The 17,086-nt window shown below is 61.1% G+C and carries 15 protein-coding genes and 2 pseudogenes; 14 read left to right on the forward strand and 3 right to left on the reverse strand.

Annotation, left to right across the window (positions count from 1 at the left end; all coding sequences use genetic code 11):
* The first annotated feature begins 133 nt into the window (after window positions 1-133).
* Window positions 134-1,326 (forward strand): IS3 family transposase gene (locus CSW62_RS08515; protein WP_099576098.1). Its coding sequence is split into 2 segments (ribosomal slippage): window positions 134-392 and window positions 392-1,326, totalling 1,194 coding nucleotides; the frame shifts between segments, so codons are not numbered across the junction.
* Between the two features lie 142 nt (window positions 1,327-1,468).
* Here the strand turns inward: CSW62_RS08515 and CSW62_RS08525 are convergent.
* Together CSW62_RS08525 and CSW62_RS08530 are read right to left on the reverse strand one after the other, a co-directional pair.
* Window positions 1,469-1,945: a hypothetical protein gene (locus CSW62_RS08525; protein WP_199170549.1), complete on the reverse strand. Its 477-nt coding sequence runs from the start codon at window positions 1,943-1,945 to the stop codon at window positions 1,469-1,471.
* On the reverse strand, window positions 1,942-2,439 hold the full coding sequence (locus tag CSW62_RS08530) for a hypothetical protein (protein WP_099576828.1): 498 nt from the start codon (window positions 2,437-2,439) through the stop codon (window positions 1,942-1,944). The genes CSW62_RS08525 and CSW62_RS08530 overlap by 4 nt, the downstream gene beginning before the upstream one ends.
* A gap of 97 nt (window positions 2,440-2,536) precedes the next feature.
* Between CSW62_RS08530 and CSW62_RS08535 the strand changes: the two genes are divergently transcribed.
* Window positions 2,537-2,773, forward strand: a complete 237-nt coding sequence (locus tag CSW62_RS08535; protein WP_056440467.1) for a helix-turn-helix transcriptional regulator — start codon at window positions 2,537-2,539, stop codon at window positions 2,771-2,773.
* 210 nt (window positions 2,774-2,983) lie between these two features.
* On the forward strand, window positions 2,984-3,190 hold the full coding sequence (locus CSW62_RS08540) for an AlpA family transcriptional regulator (protein WP_099576830.1): 207 nt from the start codon (window positions 2,984-2,986) through the stop codon (window positions 3,188-3,190).
* Between the two features lie 165 nt (window positions 3,191-3,355).
* Here the strand turns inward: CSW62_RS08540 and CSW62_RS08545 are convergent, their stop codons facing one another.
* Window positions 3,356-4,561: a site-specific integrase gene (locus CSW62_RS08545; RefSeq protein ID WP_099576832.1), complete on the reverse strand. Its 1,206-nt coding sequence runs from the start codon at window positions 4,559-4,561 to the stop codon at window positions 3,356-3,358.
* Window positions 4,562-4,939: 378 nt separating this feature from the next.
* Between CSW62_RS08545 and CSW62_RS08550 the strand changes: the two genes are divergently transcribed.
* The 11 genes and pseudogenes from CSW62_RS08550 (at window position 4,940) to CSW62_RS08590 (ending at window position 17,071) form a co-directional block, all read left to right on the forward strand.
* A complete protein-coding gene (locus tag CSW62_RS08550) occupies window positions 4,940-6,190 on the forward strand; it encodes a site-specific integrase (RefSeq protein WP_199170550.1) in 1,251 nt (416 codons plus the stop codon).
* 248 nt (window positions 6,191-6,438) lie between these two features.
* On the forward strand, window positions 6,439-7,092 hold the full coding sequence (locus tag CSW62_RS08555) for an exopolysaccharide biosynthesis polyprenyl glycosylphosphotransferase (protein ID WP_099582218.1): 654 nt from the start codon (window positions 6,439-6,441) through the stop codon (window positions 7,090-7,092).
* An 84-nt stretch (window positions 7,093-7,176) separates the two neighbouring features.
* Window positions 7,177-8,673, forward strand: a complete 1,497-nt coding sequence (locus CSW62_RS08560; protein ID WP_099576528.1) for a phosphomannomutase/phosphoglucomutase — start codon at window positions 7,177-7,179, stop codon at window positions 8,671-8,673.
* Window positions 8,673-8,987, forward strand: a pseudogene (locus tag CSW62_RS27235) (AGE family epimerase/isomerase); the annotation flags it as partial. The gene CSW62_RS08560 and the pseudogene CSW62_RS27235, both read left to right, overlap by 1 nt.
* A pseudogene (locus CSW62_RS08565) lies at window positions 8,900-9,852 on the forward strand (AGE family epimerase/isomerase). The pseudogenes CSW62_RS27235 and CSW62_RS08565, both read left to right, overlap by 88 nt.
* Window positions 9,853-9,886: 34 nt before the next feature.
* Window positions 9,887-11,194, forward strand: coding sequence for a UDP-glucose/GDP-mannose dehydrogenase family protein (locus tag CSW62_RS08570; protein WP_099576834.1), 1,308 nt, complete (start codon window positions 9,887-9,889; stop codon window positions 11,192-11,194).
* 3 nt (window positions 11,195-11,197) lie between these two features.
* A complete protein-coding gene (locus tag CSW62_RS08575) occupies window positions 11,198-12,187 on the forward strand; it encodes an NAD-dependent epimerase/dehydratase family protein (RefSeq protein WP_099576836.1) in 990 nt (329 codons plus the stop codon).
* 93 nt (window positions 12,188-12,280) lie between these two features.
* Window positions 12,281-13,294, forward strand: a complete 1,014-nt coding sequence (locus tag CSW62_RS08580; protein ID WP_233206785.1) for a glycosyltransferase — start codon at window positions 12,281-12,283, stop codon at window positions 13,292-13,294.
* A gap of 81 nt (window positions 13,295-13,375) precedes the next feature.
* Window positions 13,376-14,797: an oligosaccharide flippase family protein gene (locus tag CSW62_RS08585; protein ID WP_255408390.1), complete on the forward strand. Its 1,422-nt coding sequence runs from the start codon at window positions 13,376-13,378 to the stop codon at window positions 14,795-14,797.
* A gap of 77 nt (window positions 14,798-14,874) precedes the next feature.
* Complete coding sequence (locus tag CSW62_RS26095) at window positions 14,875-16,017, forward strand: glycosyltransferase (protein WP_143324357.1); 1,143 nt, start codon at window positions 14,875-14,877, stop codon at window positions 16,015-16,017.
* The gene (locus CSW62_RS08590; RefSeq protein ID WP_099576843.1) at window positions 15,995-17,071 is read left to right on the forward strand and encodes a glycosyltransferase; all 1,077 of its coding nucleotides are present in this window, start codon (window positions 15,995-15,997) and stop codon (window positions 17,069-17,071) included. The genes CSW62_RS26095 and CSW62_RS08590 overlap by 23 nt, the downstream gene beginning before the upstream one ends.
* Window positions 17,072-17,086: the final 15 nt, after the last annotated feature.

Genomic DNA, 17,086 nt, shown 5'->3' on the forward strand with positions numbered 1-17,086 from the left:
CGTAATCGAGCGCCTGGACGCAGCTCAGCAGGAAGACGTCTCGCGTGTCGCCGCGCAGGGTCGTGACGGTGACGTGACCCCCTGAAACTCCTCCAGGAATAACTAGAGTCCGCCCCAGGAAAGGGACGGACGAATGAAGCGATCACGGTTCACGGAAGAACAGATCATAGGGATCCTGCGTGAGCAGGAGGCGGGCGTCCCGGTGGCGGACCTGTGCCGCAAGCACGGGCTCAGCTCGCCGACCTTCTACAAGTGGAAGGCCAAGTACGGCGGGCTGGACGTGTCGGAGGCGCGGCGGCTAAAGGCGCTTGAAGACGAGAACGCCAAGCTCAAGCGGATGCTGGCCGACGCGATGCTCGACAATGTCGCGCTGAAGGATCTGCTGGGAAAAAAGTGGTGACGCCCGCCGCGCATCGGGAGGCCGCAGCCTATCTGCGGTCGGCCTACGAGATGAGCGAGCGGCGGGCGTGCCGGGTCCTGGGCGTGGATCGCAGCAGCGTGCGCTACCAAGCCACGCGGCCCGACGACGGTGTCCTGCGCGAGCGGCTCAAGGCCCTGGCCCAGGAGCGCCGCCGGTTCGGCTATCGCCGGCTGCACGTGCTGCTGCGGCGCGAGGGGCACGCGGTCAACAAGAAGCGGGTCCAGCGGCTTTATCGCGAGGAGAAGCTCACCGTGCGCCGGCGCGGCGGACGCAAACGGGCGGTCGGCACGCGGCGGCCCCTGGAGGTCCCGCTGACGCCCAACCAGCGCTGGAGCCTGGACTTCGTGTCCGACCAGATGACCGACGGCCGCCGGTTCCGGATCCTGACGGTGATCGACAACTGCACGCGCGAGTGCCTGGCCCTGGTGGCCGATACCTCGCTGTCAGGCCGGCGGGTGGCGCGTGAGCTGGACGCCATCATCGCCCAGCGTGGACGTCGGCCCGACACCATCGTCAGCGACAATGGGACCGAATACACGTCCAACGCTATCCTGGCCTGGACCGACGACAGCGGCGTGGGCTGGCACTACATCGCGCCGGGCAAGCCCCAGCAGAACGGTTACAACGAGAGCTTCAACGGCCGGCTACGCGACGAACTGCTGAACGAGACCCTGTTCCGGTCGCTGCCGCACGCCCGCGCCGTGCTGGAGACCTGGCGGCGCGACTACAACGAGCACCGGCCCCACTCCAAGCTCGGCTGGATGACGCCCAGGGAGTACGCCAGCGCCTTCTGCGGAGAGACCGGCCGGCACGCTGCGCAGGCTGATAGCTCCGCGCACCGGCCTCTTGCCACCCACCAACACCAAGGCTCAAATCAACCCAGGACTCTCGTTATGGCTGGATGAGAAATGGGGGTCACGTCAACGGCGTAGGACGTCACCTGCCGGCTGTCGTGCGGGTCAAAACCCCTGCCGCGCCATAGCTGCCGGTGTCGGCAACGCCACCACTGCGACGGATCGAGCAGCCAAAGCTTCCCATGGCGGCGCATCATTCGCCCTCCTTGTTCATCCGACTGGGCTCGTCGTCTGACGCGTCGCGGTCGATGGTGGGGCTCACGGCGGCGATGAGATTCCGCACGGTGTCGCAGGCCTCGGGCCAGGACACCGACCCGATGGTGTCCGGCGTCATCGCTGAAATGGTGTGGACCTCGTAATATGGACTGAGCAGCGCGGCGAGCGCGGGAAGTCCCGCAGGCGCGCTATTGAAGCCGGCGCGGCGGGCGCACTTAAGCGCCTTGGTCAGATCGTGGCGGATGTGAATCCGGTTCCAGTCGTCGCTGATCCCGCGTTCAAGCAGATAGGCCTTGAGCGCCAGTTCGATCGCGATGGCCAGGAAGTAGCGGGTCACCTCCGGGTGGCGATCCCGCGCCGTCTCGGCGGCCTCGTGAAAGCCCGCTGCGTTGCGGCGGAAGGTGTACGCCAAAAGCCAATCGCCGCCGCATCGTCTGGGCGCCCGGCGGCTCATTTTGGCGCGCCAAGCTTGGCGAGGTCACGGACGGCTCGGACGATCAGCCCGTGCGCCTCTGGGTGGTCTTCCTCGAAGATTAGGCGCCCCGCCACCGATAGGTTGGCAATGACCGCTTCGACGCTCTTGGCCGGGGCTGGGCGCATAGCCTTGAGAAGGACGTGGCTTTCGATTTCTAACTCATCGAGCCGCGCCTCAATCTGCGAAAACCGCGCGCCCTCGGGGACTGCGGCGCGCTCGTCAGCTGACAGGCGAAACCACCGGCGATTTTTGATCAGCCAGCCTTCGAGAGTGCCCCATTCGGCCAGAAGATGGCGGTGCTCAACGTCCATGGCGATCCATTGCAGACAGATGGCAAGGTTGGGATCGCTTGTGGCGGCATGTGGCACGAGGCCACCGATCAGAGGTGCCGCCGACGCGCCGGCCAGTACGGTGCGCCTCGACGGTTCAGGCAAGCGCGCAGGCGCGCTTCCCGCCTTTCGACGTGAGCTCATGACTCGTCATCCTGAGTGTGTATTACTCCTTTAGTATCATCGACGACCTCTTTCGACAAGCGAAAAGTATCGTGAACTTTACTAATAGTAAAATACCATGCTGACGGCGTCGCAAATCCGGGCGGCGCGGGCGCTTGTCGATTGGAGCGGACCCAAGCTCGCGGAGGCGGCGGGCCTGTCCTTGCCAACGATCCGCCGAATGGAAAGCGCCGTTGGACCAGGTCGTAGTTCGGTCGATAACGTGGAAGCCGTACAGCGTGCGCTGGAGGCGGCCGGCGTCATCTTTCAGATGGCCGACGATACGGCCGGCCCAGGCGTGCGCTTGAAGAAGTAGGGCGTAACCGGCCCGGTCTAGCCCCGGCCAGCCACCGTCTCACCCGCGCAAGGCCCACCTGAGGCACGGTGAGCCTACGCTAGAGGGCGCCCAGAGCCTGTCTTTCCACGCCTTAGTACACTTTGGCCCCGCGCGGCCTTGCGGCGTTCTTTTGCCGGTCCAATTCTGGTCCATCGAATGCCCCGAGATCCCAGTCTGGAGCTTATCGCGATGGCCGAACCCGACCGTATTCTGCGTATCCGAACCGTGCTGCAACGCACGGGCCTGAGCCGTTCAACGTTGTATCGCAAGATCAGCGACGGCTCTTTTCCGAAGCAAGTGCAGATCAGCATCCACGGAGCCGGCTGGCGTGAGTCGGCAATCAACCGTTGGGTCGCTGACCCTGCCAGCTATCGAATGGAAGACAGGGCAGGGTAGGGTAGGGCCTGGCGGAGATCGCCCCCTCAAGGGCGGCTACGCCGTCGCCGACGGCGATGCGCTTCGCGCACCCTTGACCGGCCGCTCTCCGCCAGGCTGGGGCTCGGCGTGCGGCCTAAGCCGCGTTCCGCCTAGCAGGCGATGAGAGGTACTTTTCGAAAATCCTCAACCTGCGTCCGCCCGGTGCAATTGCACGACCTTGTCGGCTTTTGGCGTGGCGCAGTAGCCAGACCAAGCTTCCATGAGCTTTCGGCGCTTCTCGAATAGGTCGCCGCGACGATAGGCGGCCTCAGCCTTGTTGCCGATCGTGTGGGCCAACGCCATTTCGCAAACCTCGTGCGAGAAGCCCGTCGTCTCCGATGCCCAATCGCGGAAGGTAGAGCGGAAGCCGTGAACGGTGACGTCGGCTTTCATTCGCCGCAGGAGCATCGCCATGGCCATGGACGACAGCGGTGATTTCGGGTCAGGACCGGCGAATATGTGACCCTCTGTAGCCAAGTCGCGTTGAGCTTGAATGATCTTCATCGCGCGCGGCGACAGCGGAACACGATGCTCTCGCCCGGCCTTCATGCGCGACGCCGGCACGGTCCAGACCTTCTTGTCCAAATCAATTTCGCCCCACATCGCGCCCAACACCTCGCCAGAACGCGCGGCGGTCAAGACCGCGAATTCCAGGGCGCGGGCTGCGACGGCGCTGCGCGTGCGTAGATTGGCCATGAAGTCGGGAAGGGCGTCATAGGCCAGCGCGGCGTGGTGTCCACGCGATAACCGCTGGCGCTTGGGCAGTAATTGATCGAGGTGGCCGCGCCAGCGCGCCGGGTTCTCCCCCGAACGCAATCCTTTCGCCTTGGCGGCGTCCAGCACGTTCTCTATCCGACCCCGCAACCGTTCCGCCGTTTCCGGGGTGCGCTTCCACAACGATTGCAGCACCTCCAATACGTCCTGAGTGGAGATCTCGCCAACCTGACGATCTCGGATGGGCGCGGCATATTTGGTGAGAGTCATCTTCCATTGCGCGGCGTGCTTGGCGTTGCGCCATGAGGGCTGCATCGTTTCGACATAGGCGTCTGCGCAATCGCCGAAGGTCAGAACTTGATCGTCCCTCGCGCGCTCGGCTTTGGGATCACTTCCGGCGGCCAGCATCGTTCGCAGCGCCGTTGCCTCGGCGCGGGCGTTGGCGAGCGATAGGTCGCGCCCGCCGCCAAGGCCAAGTTCGGTGCGCTTGCCGCCGCGCGTATACATGAACACCCAGCGCCTACGTCCGCTGTCGTCAATCGACAGGTAGAGGCCGCCGCCGTCGGAGTGCCGTCCTGGCGTCTTCAGCTTAGCGGCCTGGGTTGCGTTCAGCTTGTTCAGGGTCCTCGCAGCCATACCTGCCTCCCGGTCCCAATCTCGGCCCCACTTTGGGCCCTGCTTTCGGTCCCATTTTATACTTGAGATAGGGTGAAATGGCGAGAGACGGTTTGAGCTGATAGATTCAAAAATCTGTGATATTACAGAGCATTGATGGGTTGTTGTGGCTCCAATTGAGATCGCATGGAACTGCCAGTTTGGCGGACTCCGTCTCCGCCATCCCCGCTTTCCAGCACAATCCAGTTGCGTCCACGGACGCCCGAAGTCCGTTGATTCATCACGGAAAACTCGCGTTTCCGTGTCTGGACGCGTCCACCAAGATCCGCTCCTATGATGAACAGGCATGGGGGTGAAAATGGGGGTGAGATCCCCTGTGGGTTGAAATGGGGGTGACTTGTGGCCCGGATCTACGAACGACTCACGGCAATGACCGTCCGGCAGCTGCAAGGCGCGGGACGCTATCCGGATGGCGGCGGTCTCTACTTGCAGATCACCCCGAGCGGCGGGAAATCCTGGATCTTCCGCTACCACACGGCCGGAGTTGAGCGGCAGATGGGTCTCGGCCCCTTGGCGTTCGTGTCACTAGCCGAGGCGCGTGAGAAGGCGAGAGCCGCGCGCCTGCAGCGATATAACGGCGAGGATCCGCTGGGCGGGCGTTCTGACGTCAAGGCGAAGGCCGCCAAGCGAACGGCGCAAGGGGTCACCTTTGCCGAGGCGATGGTCGCCTATATCGATGGCAACAAGGCCGCCTGGCGAAACGAAAAGCATATCGCCCAGTGGACCAGCACCCTGAACACCTATGCCGTGCCTCACTTCGGCAAGACGCCTCTGTCTGACATCGACACGAACGACGTGCTCGATGCGCTCAAGCCGATCTGGCTGACCAAGTCCGAGACGGCCAGTCGCCTGCGCGGCCGGATCGAAGCGGTACTCAGTTGGGGAACGGTGCACGGCTACCGTCAGGGTGAAAATCCCGCACGCTGGAAGGGGCATCTGGAGATGATCCTCCCGGCCAAGAGCAAGGTCGCGAGGGTCAAGCATCACGCCGCGCTCGACTACAAGGAGATGCCTGGCTTCATGGCGTCGATGCGCGAGCAAAGCGGGGTAGGGGTGCAGGCGCTCCGCTTCGTGATCCTGACGGCGGCGCGCACCGGCGAGGTGATCGGCGCCGACTGGAGCGAGATCGACTTGGACGCCAGGGTTTGGACCGTGCCCGCATCGCGGATGAAGGCGGGCCGAGAACATCGCGTACCGCTCAGCGAGCCGGCTCTGGAAATCCTCGAACGCCAGCGGGAGGCGTGGTTCGAGATCGAGGCGCGGCGGCATCGGAAGGCATTGAAAGAAGGTGAGACCGTGCCGGTAGGGCCGGTCTTTTGCGGGCAGTTGGCCGGGAAGGGCTTGAGCAATATGGCGCTGCTGGCGGTGCTACGCCGAATGGGTCGCGGGGACCTGACCAGCCACGGCTTCCGCAGCACCTTCCGGGACTGGGCGGCCGAGGAGACGGCGTTTCCGGGTGAGGTCGTCGAAATGGCCCTGGCTCATGCCATTGGAAACAAGGTGGAGGCCGCCTATCGCCGGGGAGATCTTTTTGAGAAGCGCAGGATCCTAATGGCAGCCTGGGCCAAGATTTGTAACCGGCCAGAATAACAATCAGCGTTTGATCAAGCTAAGCCGTGGCCATTCAGTTGGCGGCGCTAGCACGGATAAGGCGCTTTTCCAGGTGGCACGTCGCTTGCAATTGTAGCGCCTGTTGCTCCCCATCGTCTCAAAATCGCTGCGGTGCAAAAAAGTCTCGTCGCCGACGCTGTCCAGCGTTGTCCGCCGAACATTGATTTAGTAAAGGCTTGTTAAATCATCGGGCGAAGACCCGAAACACATAGCCTGGTGGGGACTTGGTGATGATCGTATCTAATCCGTCCGCGGAACAGCGCGGCTATGTGTCGAAAATACAGCCTGTCGCTCAAGATCCGCTGAAAAGGGCCATGGATGTTTTCGTGGCAGGCGGGGCTCTGGTGTTCTTCGCGCCGCTCCTTCTGCTGGTCGCGCTTCTGATCAAGCTCGAATCGCGTGGCCCGGTATTCTTCCGGCAGGCGCGCGGGGGACTGAACGGTCGCGCCTTCACGATCTTCAAGTTCCGCTCCATGCGGGTGCAGGAGAATGGCGACAAGGTTGTCCAAGCCCGTCGCGAGGACGACCGGATCACGGCGATTGGTCGCTTCATTCGCAAGACCAGCATCGATGAACTGCCTCAACTACTGAACGTGCTGAAGGGCGACATGTCGATCGTCGGACCGCGCCCGCATGCCTTGGCTCACGACGCGCAATATGGCGCGCAGATCGCCAACTACCATCTACGCTTTCGGGCGCGTCCGGGCCTGACCGGCCTGGCCCAGATCAAGGGTCTGCGCGGCGGCACCAACGCGATCGAGGCCATGGCCGCCCGGGTCGACGCCGATAACGACTACATCGAAGGTTGGTCCTTCGGCGAGGACGTCCGCATCATCCTGATGACCGTGCCGCATCTCTTGATGGCGGAAAACGCCTACTGATTTCTGCGGACCGTCGAGGCCGTCGGACAAGACGTGTTGGGCGTCGCCCCTGTACACGCCCAAACCAACTGAAGCGAGCTTTCGATGTTCTCCGCGCCCCGCGCCGACCTCGTCCCGAATACCGCCGCCTACGAGAACGAACCGCTGGTCAAGGCGACCGGCTTTCGCGAGTACGACGCGCGCTGGCTGTTCGGGCCCGAGATCAACCTGCTGGGCGTCCAGGCGCTGGGCCTGGGCCTGGGGACCTATATCCACGAGCTGGGCCAGTCGAAGATCGTGGTCGGCCACGACTTCCGTTCCTATTCGACCTCGATCAAGAACGCCCTGATGCTGGGCCTGATCAGCGCCGGCTGCGAGGTGCACGACATCGGTCTGGCCTTGTCGCCGACCGCCTATTTCGCCCAGTTCGACCTCGACATCCCGTGTGTGGCCATGGTCACGGCCAGCCATAACGAGAACGGCTGGACCGGCGTGAAGATGGGCGCCCAGAAGCCCCTGACCTTCGGCCCGGACGAGATGAGCCGCCTGAAGGCGATCGTTCTCGGCGCCGAATTTGTCGAGCGCGACGGCGGCAAGCTGATCCGGGTGCAGGGCGAGGCCCAGCGCTATATCGACGACGTCGCCAAGCGCGCCAGCATCACCCGCCCCCTCAAGGTCGTGGCCGCCTGCGGTAACGGCACGGCCGGCGCCTTCGTGGTCGAGGCCTTGCAGAAGATGGGCGTGGCCGAAGTCGTGCCGATGGACACCGACCTCGACTTCAACTTCCCGAAGTACAATCCCAACCCCGAAGACGCCGAGATGCTGCACGCGATGGCCCACACCGTCCGCGAGACCAAGGCGGATCTGGCCTTCGGCTTCGACGGCGACGGCGACCGCTGCGGCGTGGTCGACGACGAGGGCGAGGAGATCTTCGCCGACAAGATCGGGCTAATGCTGGCCCGCGACCTGGCGCCGCTGCATCCGGGCGCGACCTTCGTGGTCGATGTCAAGTCGACGGGCCTCTACGCCACCGATCCGATCCTGGCCGCCCATGGCTGCAAGGTGATCTACTGGAAGACCGGCCACAGCTACATCAAGCGCAAGAGCGCCGAGCTGGGCGCCCTGGCCGGCTTCGAGAAGAGCGGGCACTTCTTCATGAACGGCGAGCTGGGCTACGGCTATGACTGCGGCCTGACCGCCGCGGCCGCCATCCTGGCCATGCTGGACCGCAATCCTGGCCTGAAGCTGTCGGACATGCGCAAGGCCCTGCCGGTGGCCTTCACCTCGCTGACCATGAGCCCCAAGTGCGGCGACGAGGTGAAGTACGGCGTCGTCGACGACATCGTGAAGGAATACCAGGACCTGTTCGCCGCCGGCGGCTCGATCCTGGGCCGCAAGATCACCGAGGTGATCACCGTCAACGGCGTCCGCGTCCACCTGGAAGACGGCTCGTGGGTCTTGGTCCGCGCCTCGTCGAACAAGCCCGAGGTCGTGGTGGTGGTCGAGAGCACCCAGTCCGAGGACGACATGCGCGCCCTCTTCCGCGAAGAGGTCAAGCCGCGACTGGGCGACCGCGTCGGCAAGTACAATCAGGAAATCTGATGACCGCCTTCGCCGACGCCGCCCGCCTGCGCGATCGCCTGAAGACCGGGGCCCTGGAAGCGGCCTATCCGATTTGGTGGGCGACCGGCGCGGATCACGTGAAAGGCGCCTTCTTCGAGAAGATCGATCTTGACGGCCAGCCGGTGGACGGCCCGCGCCGGGGGCGGGTTCTGCCGCGCCAGATATTCTCCTATGCCCTGGCCGGCGAGCTGGGCTGGACAGGCCCATGGCGCGAAGCGGTCGCGAACGGCCTGGACTTCTACCTGAAGGCCTATCGCCGCTCGGACGGCCTGTTCCGCGCCATGGTCGGGCCCTATGGCGAGAGCCTGGACGACACCGCCGATCCCTACGACCAGGCCTTCGCCATGTTCGCCTGGCGGCCGTGGCCAAAGCACTGCCAGACCGCAAGGCCAAGGCCAAGGCCAAGGCCAAGGCCAAGGCCAAGGCCATCGCCGTCCACGTCCTGGAAAAGCTCTACGCTGAACGTAAGCACCCGCTTGGCGGCTTCCAACAGACCAACCCGCCGACCACGTCGCAGCAGCCGAACCCCTACATGCACCTGTCCGAGGCCATGTTGGCCTGGAACGAAGTCGACGACGATCCGGCCTGGCGCGCCTTGGCCGACGAGATCGGCGGCCTGGCGCTCGGCAAGTTCATCCACGCCGACAGCGGCCAGATCCGCGAGTTCTTCGATCTCGACCGGAACCCGGCACCGAGCGTGGAGGGTCAGATCTGCGAACCGGGCCACCAGTTCGAGTTGGGCCGCTGCTGCTGCGTTGGGGCAGGCTGGCGGGCCGCGACGACGCGATCGCCGCCGGCCTGAAGATGATCGAGGCATGGCGAGACCCATGGCGTCGACCTCGAGCGCGGCGTGGCGATCAACGTCCGCTGGACGACTATTCTATCCCCGACAACAGCGCGCGCCTGTGGCCGCAGGCCGAGCGGATCAAGGCTTCGGTGCTGGCCGCCCGGATCGCCGGCGACGACCGTTGGTGGGACATGACCGCCGCGGGCGCCGAAGGCCTGATGACCAATCTACACACGCCGGTGGCCGGCCTTTGGCGCGACAAGTACCAGCCGGACGAGACGTTCGTAGACGAGCCGGCGCCTGCCAGTTCGTTCTGCCACATCTCACTGGGCATAGCGGAGCTGGACCGCGCCGTCAGCGCGGCCGGGTGATCATGGTGTGGGAGATGGCCTCGGATAAGTGCCTATGCGCGTAGCGATGATTGGCACGGGTTATGTGGGGCTGGTGTCGGGGGCGTGCTTTGCCGACTTCGGGCACGTGGTGACGTGCATCGACAAGGACCCGTCGAAGATAGAGCGCCTCCACAAAGGCGAGATCCCGATCTTCGAGCCCGGTCTGGACGATCTGGTGGCCCGCAATGTCCGTGAGGGGCGGCTCTCCTTCACCCTGGACGGCGCCCAGGCGATCAAGAACGCCGACGCGGTGTTCATCGCCGTGGGGACGCCCACCCGGCGCGGCGATGGCCATGCGGACCTCTCCTACGTCTACGCCGCCGCCGAGGAGATCGCCGGTCTGATCGACGGCTTTACGGTGGTGGTCACCAAGTCGACCGTGCCGGTCGGCACCGGCGACGAGGTCGAGGCGATTATCCGCAAGACCAATTCGAACGCCCAGTTCGCGGTGGTGTCGAACCCCGAGTTCCTGCGCGAAGGCGCGGCGATCGAGGACTTCAAGCGTCCCGACCGCGTGGTGGTCGGCACCGAGGACGAGCGGGCCCAGGCGGTGATGCGCGAGCTCTATCGCCCCTTGAGCCTCAACGAGACCCCGATCGTCTTCACCGGCCGCCGGACCAGCGAGCTGATCAAGTACGCGGCCAACGCCTTCCTGGCGATGAAGATCACCTTCATCAACGAGATGGCCGACCTCTGCGAGAAGGTCGGGGCCGACGTCCAGCAGGTGGCCAAGGGCATCGGTCTGGACAAGCGGATCGGCGGCAAGTTCCTGAACGCTGGGCCTGGCTACGGCGGCAGCTGCTTCCCGAAGGACACCATCGCCCTGGTCCGCACGGCTCAGCAATACGGCGCCCCGACCCGCCTGATCGAGACCACGGTCGAGGTCAACGACGCCCGCAAGAAGGCCATGGCCGCCAAGGTGGCCCACGCCATCGGCGCCGAGGACCTGACCGGCAAGACGATCGGCGTGCTGGGCGTGACCTTCAAGCCGAACACCGACGACATGCGCGACGCCCCCAGCCTCGACATCCTGCCGGCCTTGCAGGCCATGGGCGCCAAGGTGCAGGCCTTCGATCCGGAAGGCGCGAAGGAAGCCGCCCACATGCTCAGGGACGTCGACTTCAAGACCGGCGCCTACGAGGCGGCCGAGGGCGCCGACGCCCTGGTCATCCTGACCGAATGGGACCAGTTCCGGGCGCTGGATCTGGACCGCGTTAAGCTCCTGATGAAGGCCCCGGTCGTGGTGGACCTGCGCAATGTCTACAAGCCCGCGGAGATGGTCCGGCACGGCTTCACCTACGCCAGTATCGGCCGAGGCTGAGCCATGGCGCCTCCGATCATCGTCACTGGCGCGGCGGGCTTCGTGGGCTACCACGTCGCCGAGCGCCTCCTTGATCGCGGCGAGGCGGTGGTTGGCGTCGATGTGTTCAACGCCTACTACGATCCGGCTTTGAAGGAAGCGCGGGCGGCGCGACTGGTCGGCCGCGAAGACTTCACCATGGTCCGCATGGACATCGCCGATCATGAGGCCTTCGCCGAACTGGTGAAGACCTCGGGCGCGAAGCAGGTGATCCACCTGGCCGCCCAGGCCGGGGTCCGCTACTCGATCGAGAACCCGTTCGCCTACGAGCGCAGCAATCTCGCGGGCCACCTGTCGGTGCTGGAGGCCTGTCGCCACGCCGGGGTGGAGCACCTGGTCTACGCCAGCTCGTCCAGCGTCTATGGCGACCGGCCGCTGAACGGCGACGGCTTCCGCGAGAGCGACCCGGCCGAAAGCCCGGTGTCGCTGTATGCGGCGACGAAGCGTTCGTGCGAACTGCTGAGCCAGAGCTACGCCAAGCTCTACGGCTTTCCCCAGTCGGGCCTGCGGTTCTTTACCGTCTATGGCCCGTGGGGCCGGCCGGACATGGCCTATTACGGCTTCACCGAGAAGATGCTGAAGGGCGAGGCGATCGAGGTCTATGGCGAGGGCAGGATGGCCCGCGACTTCACCTATATCGACGACATCGTCGACGGCATCGTCGGCGTGCTCGACCACCCGCCGGCCCAGGGCGGTCACGAGGTCTACAATATCGGCGACAACGATCCTGTCGGGCTGATGGAGATGATCTCGACCCTCGAGGCCGTCCTGGGCATCGAGGCCAAGAAGGTCTTCCTGCCGATGCAGCCCGGCGATGTTCCAGCCACCTTCGCCAATATCGACAAGCTGCAGGCGCTGTGCGGCTACAAGCCCAAGGTCAAGCTGACAGAGGGGCTGGCCAGGTTCGTCGCTTGGCGGAAAGATTCATGCCGTCGCCTCCCTTTAATTGTGTGATAATTTTCCAGGTTCCCGATGAAGATAGCAATAGTCCATTATTGGTTGATATCCATGCGAGGTGGGGAGCGCGTGGTTGAGGCGCTTTGCGAAATGTTTCCTGACGCTGATATATACTGTCTAGTTGTGGACAAGGATAAATTGTCGGGCTCTCTTAGGAATAGAAACATAAAGACGAGCTTCTTGCAGAAAATCGGTGGTAAAAAGCACTATCAAAAGATGCTACCCTTTATGCCATTTGCTTTAGAGTCTCTCGACTTGACGGGATATGATCTCGTAATTTCCAGCGAATCTGGTCCCGCCAAGGGCGTAATTACGAGGCCGGATGCGACCCATGTCTGCTATTGCCACTCGCCTATGCGTTACATTTGGGATTTATATCCGCAATACTACAATTCTGTTGGAAAGCTCGCGCGAGCTTTCATGAGCATTTTCTCTCCAATGCTTCGAGTATGGGATGTGACGACGGCGGCTCGCGTTGATTATTTCATCGCTAATTCAGCGTTCGTTCAGTCTCGAATAAAGAAATTCTACCGTCGAGATTCAGTTGTTATACATCCGCCGGTTGACATTTCCCGGTTTGTAATTTCAGAGCAGTTGGAAGATTACTATCTATGTGCTGGACAAGTTACGCCTTACAAGAAAATAGAGATCGCCGTAGAAGCCTGCACTAATCTCAATCGTAAGCTTGTCGTTGTGGGAGATGGCGTTTCGGAAGAATTGAAGCGTCGCGCTGGGCCGACTGTGCAATTCGTTGGGCGGGCGGATGATGCGACGATGGTGGACTACATCAGTAAATGTCGTGCGCTGATATTCCCTGGCCTGGAAGATTTTGGGATTGTCCCCCTTGAAGCCATGGCGAGCGGCCGCCCAGTCCTGGCCTACGGAAAGGGAGGAGCGCTCGAAACTGTCGTGCCCGGTGTAACTGGTTTGCATTTCGGGGCGCAAACCGCCGAAGCTCTGGAAGGATGCATGCTTGAGTTCGAGCGGGTCGAGTCCACGTTCGACAGTTCATTGATCCGGCGACATGCAGAAGGTTTTGGGGTGGGGGCTTTCAAATTGCAGGTGTCGAACTTCCTCCGAAACGTGGCAAGTCTTGATGTTTAACGACGCGGATAGATCGTTGATTGGCCGCGTCGGAATACCAGTATGAGTCTCTCGGTCAGGACGGCCGCCGCCAGTCTTTGGATGGTAGGCGGTAGGCTATTGTCGAAATTGATCGATTTCGGTGCTTTGCTTATACTTGCTAGGTATTTGGGGCCCGCGGAATTCGGTCTCGTTGCGATCGCGATGATATCCGTCCAGATCGTTGATATGATTTTAGAAATACCTGCGGCTGCGGCCATTGGCAGCTTAGAGCGCTTGACGCCTGACGTTGTATCGACGGCGTTCACGATTGCCTTGCTTCGGGCGCTTACCATCGCGCTGTTGCTTGGGTTGCTTGCCTTCCCCATGGCCAAATTTTACGGCGAGCCGCGACTTGCGGGCTTGCTAGTTGTACTTGCTTTGTCGCCGGCAATGCGTGGGCTGTCGAATCCAAATCTGTTGGTCTATTCGCTGAAAATGGACTTTCGGCGAGACTTCGCTGTCGATGTTCTCAGTAAACTCATAGCGCTTCTTGTGAGTGGGATCGTTGCGGTTCTGACCAGGAGTTACTGGGCCTTGGCTATCAACGCCGTTGCCGCCACCACTAGCGCGGCCTTCATCTCCTACCTACTCGGATCCCGTAAGGTTTCGCTATCCCTGAAGGAATGGCGGATGTTCGCACCGATGATGGGCTGGAACAGCTTTGCTCAAATCATGCAAGCGGTGAACTGGCAATTAGATCGCATAGTCTTGCCAAAGTTTGTTAGCGTCGCGTCTTTCGGCAGCTATTCGAACGCGGCCAATATCACTTCTATACCGTACCAAGCTATTGTGCAGCCGGTCTCTCGCCCTTTGCTGGTCGCCTTCGCGACCGGCTCTGACCCTGAAAGGCTTCGCGCGGGATATCTTCGCGCCAGCTATACACTGACCGCACTTGTAGGGCCGATCCTGGTCATGGTCTCGGTCTGCGCTTTGCCGATAGTTGAGATGGTGCTGGGAAAAGCATGGATCAGTGTCGCTCCCATTCTTTTCTATATGGCGATGACGAGCGCCTTCACCTTGCCTGTGATCCCTATGACGGCCCTGGCCCTCTCTCAAGGACGAGCTAATCTTATATCGGCCAAAACATTCGCTGAACTCATGGTCAAAGTTCCAGCCGTGTTATTCCTCGTGTCCCGTTTCGGTATCGCCGGGGCGCTTTGGGCTCAGGCTTTTTCATCGACCGCTATGGTGCTTTCTTCGATGATCCTGGTCAGGCGTCTTATAGATTTGAAGCTATCGAGGCAGGTGTTGCAACTCGCCCGTCCGTCGGCTTCGCTAGCGTTGCTCGCGCTCATCGCTCATGGCGTCGAGAGCATGTTGTATGGGCGGGTTCACGTGCTGATCGTCCTGGTCGCGGCGGGAGCGTTGGGCTGCTCTGCCTATCTCGGGTCTATGGCGCTCTTGTGGGCAATCTCAGGGCGTCCCGATGGACCTGAAGCCATGTTGTGGTCAAGAGTAAGAAAAATCCTCGCCTGGTCCTGAAAATCGGTCAATAATATTGTCATTACATTGGTGTATATAAAGGCGATTGGTTTTGCGATGCTCGGACGGGGGCGATAATGCCTGAAACGCTAAAAATTGAGCGTCCCAATATGTCACTAGCTCCCATCAATGTTTTTGTTCATCTGGCTTACGGGTTTGGTGAGGAGCGTTGGTCCGAGCGTTGGGATCTTGGTTTGTTGAAAGGTTTCAACGAGCGCTCGCCCTATGGCTATAGGCATGCCGAGGCGCTGAACTGCAAGATCAGGTATTCGGTCGATTGCAGCGAAGGCTTGGGTGGAAAGTTCATCCGCGGTCTCGGACGCGTGGTGCTCGGGTTTGACTTCGTGCACGCCTGGAGAAATCGAGAAGCCGTATTGGCAGCAGATGTCGTTTGGACGCATACCGAGAGCCAGTCCCTTGCGATCGCTCTTCTATTGTGTCTCTACGATGCAAAGTCATCTCCTAGGCTTATAGCGCAGACTATCTGGCTCATGGACGAGTGGCGGCGCACTCCGGGGATAAAAAAATGGCTATACCGAAGCCTCCTGTCGCGTGCAGACGTTTTGACGTTTCATTCCGAAATCAATGCCAAGATGGCGCGCGATGTATTTCCCTCACACGACGTTCGGGTAGTGCATTTCGGAATATCTAAGGAATATGTAAGGGCAGTTCCGGAGTTCAGACGAGAGGGGCCCATCCGAGTTCTTTCGGCAGGCAATGACCGCCATCGGGATTGGCCGATACTTATAGAAGCCGTCGCGAATGACGAACGTTTCGAGCTAGAGGTGCTAACCAAAGCTCGCGTCGACACCGGAGGCGCCGGAAACATCCGGGTCTCCACGCCTTCTGACAACAAGGCGCTGTTGGCTGCCTTCGATTCCGCCGACATCGTCGTCGTTCCGCTGAAATCCAACATGCATGCGTCTGGAATAACTGTCGTGCTTGAAGCGATCACGAGAGGTATTCCGGTTATCTGCTCTCGTCAGGGTGGAATTGATGGTTATTTTTCGGATTCGGAACTGAGATATATTCCTGAGAATTCATCGACGGAAATTTTAATCGCCCTGGATGAATTCTATGCCGACCCAGAAGCGTTTCAGGCCAGGGCGAAAATCGCGCAAGCCAAGGTCTTGAGTTCCGGACCCAATTCCTTCACGTTCGCAAAAAGCCATGCGGATATCTCCGCGGAACTAGTCCATGGTCGCGAAGATGGAAATTGATGTTGTTATCATCAACTTCAACTACGGATCGTACCTATCCGAGTGCATCGAGAGTGTACTGGGGCAGTCTGTCGCACCGAAGACGATCATCGTCGTCGATGACGGATCAACGGATAATTCTGTTTCGATTATCGAAAGCTACGGAGTCAGGATCACTGCTGTTCTGCAAGAAAACCTAGGGCACGTTGCTGCTGTTAATGCCGGGTTCGCAGTGTCCACTGCGGATGCCTGCATTTTCTTGGATGCTGATGATCTCCTGTACCGCGACTGTCTGAAGGTGGTGCTCGCTGCTTGGCGGCCCAACGATGTCAAAGTGCAGTTCCGACTAGACACTATCGATCGTGAAGGGCGGAATGAAGAGATGCCCTTTCCGTATTTCGGCGCGGGCCTCAGCCCTGAGGCCGTACGCGCCGAGTCATTAGACTCTGCCTGGTATCCTTGGACGGTTTCGAGCGGAAGCGTCTTTTGCCGCAGATTCCTGACAGATCTTCTGCCAATCGACAGGACAAGAGTCTATCGATCACCGGATGGCTACCTAAGCAAGCTGTCGCCCCTATTCGGCGATGTGCGCAGCCTGCCGCAAATCCTGGGCGCTTATCGCGTTCACGGTAGTAATGCTTGGGCGCGGGGTAAGGAATGGTCAATTGAAACCGCTCTGCGCTGGTTGAATTTTGAAATCGTATTGCAGGAGGAATTTGAGAAAACTGCCCGCATGAAAGGGATAGTTTTGAAAATTCCATTTCGACCAAGCTTTCAGCAGCTTGAATATAGACTACTTGCTTTCAGGTTTGCGAGAGGCAGGACCCCATTTCCGGGCGATACCCATTTTGGGCTCGCGAAGGAATGCTTGCTTAGTTCAGTCCGCGCTAGAAATTCTCGTCTTAGGACTCGAATGCTTTGGCTTGTTTGGCTTCTGCTCCTTAATGTTGGTCCTAAATACTTGTTGGTGAAGATTGTTCAGCATGCTAGGGGGCAGACTGGCCGTGCGGGAGTGGTCAGGCGTGTTCTATCCTTCGCGCGAGGGCAGGCCGAACAGAAGAGCGCTGGAATTTGAGGCCGTCGTGACTTT

It is taken from the genome of Caulobacter sp. FWC2 (assembly GCF_002742625.1).
In the GTDB taxonomy this organism is placed as follows: Bacteria; Pseudomonadota; Alphaproteobacteria; order Caulobacterales; family Caulobacteraceae; genus Caulobacter.

Excerpts from the sequence above, each read along its gene's own strand:
- CSW62_RS08590 (WP_099576843.1), top strand. The coding sequence starts at position 15,995 with ATGGTCGCGAAGATGGAAATTGATGTTGTTATCATCAACTTCAACTAC.
- CSW62_RS08560 (WP_099576528.1), top strand. The coding sequence starts at position 7,177 with ATGTTCTCCGCGCCCCGCGCCGACCTCGTCCCGAATACCGCCGCCTAC.
- CSW62_RS08545 (WP_099576832.1), bottom strand. The coding sequence starts at position 4,561 with ATGGCTGCGAGGACCCTGAACAAGCTGAACGCAACCCAGGCCGCTAAG.
- CSW62_RS08570 (WP_099576834.1), top strand. The coding sequence starts at position 9,887 with ATGCGCGTAGCGATGATTGGCACGGGTTATGTGGGGCTGGTGTCGGGG.
- CSW62_RS08540 (WP_099576830.1), top strand. The coding sequence starts at position 2,984 with ATGGCCGAACCCGACCGTATTCTGCGTATCCGAACCGTGCTGCAACGC.
- CSW62_RS08575 (WP_099576836.1), top strand. The coding sequence starts at position 11,198 with ATGGCGCCTCCGATCATCGTCACTGGCGCGGCGGGCTTCGTGGGCTAC.
- CSW62_RS08535 (WP_056440467.1), top strand. The coding sequence starts at position 2,537 with ATGCTGACGGCGTCGCAAATCCGGGCGGCGCGGGCGCTTGTCGATTGG.
- CSW62_RS08525 (WP_199170549.1), bottom strand. The coding sequence starts at position 1,945 with ATGAGCCGCCGGGCGCCCAGACGATGCGGCGGCGATTGGCTTTTGGCG.
- CSW62_RS08580 (WP_233206785.1), top strand. The coding sequence starts at position 12,281 with ATGTTTCCTGACGCTGATATATACTGTCTAGTTGTGGACAAGGATAAA.
- CSW62_RS08530 (WP_099576828.1), bottom strand. The coding sequence starts at position 2,439 with ATGAGCTCACGTCGAAAGGCGGGAAGCGCGCCTGCGCGCTTGCCTGAA.
- CSW62_RS26095 (WP_143324357.1), top strand. The coding sequence starts at position 14,875 with ATGCCTGAAACGCTAAAAATTGAGCGTCCCAATATGTCACTAGCTCCC.
- CSW62_RS08585 (WP_255408390.1), top strand. The coding sequence starts at position 13,376 with ATGGTAGGCGGTAGGCTATTGTCGAAATTGATCGATTTCGGTGCTTTG.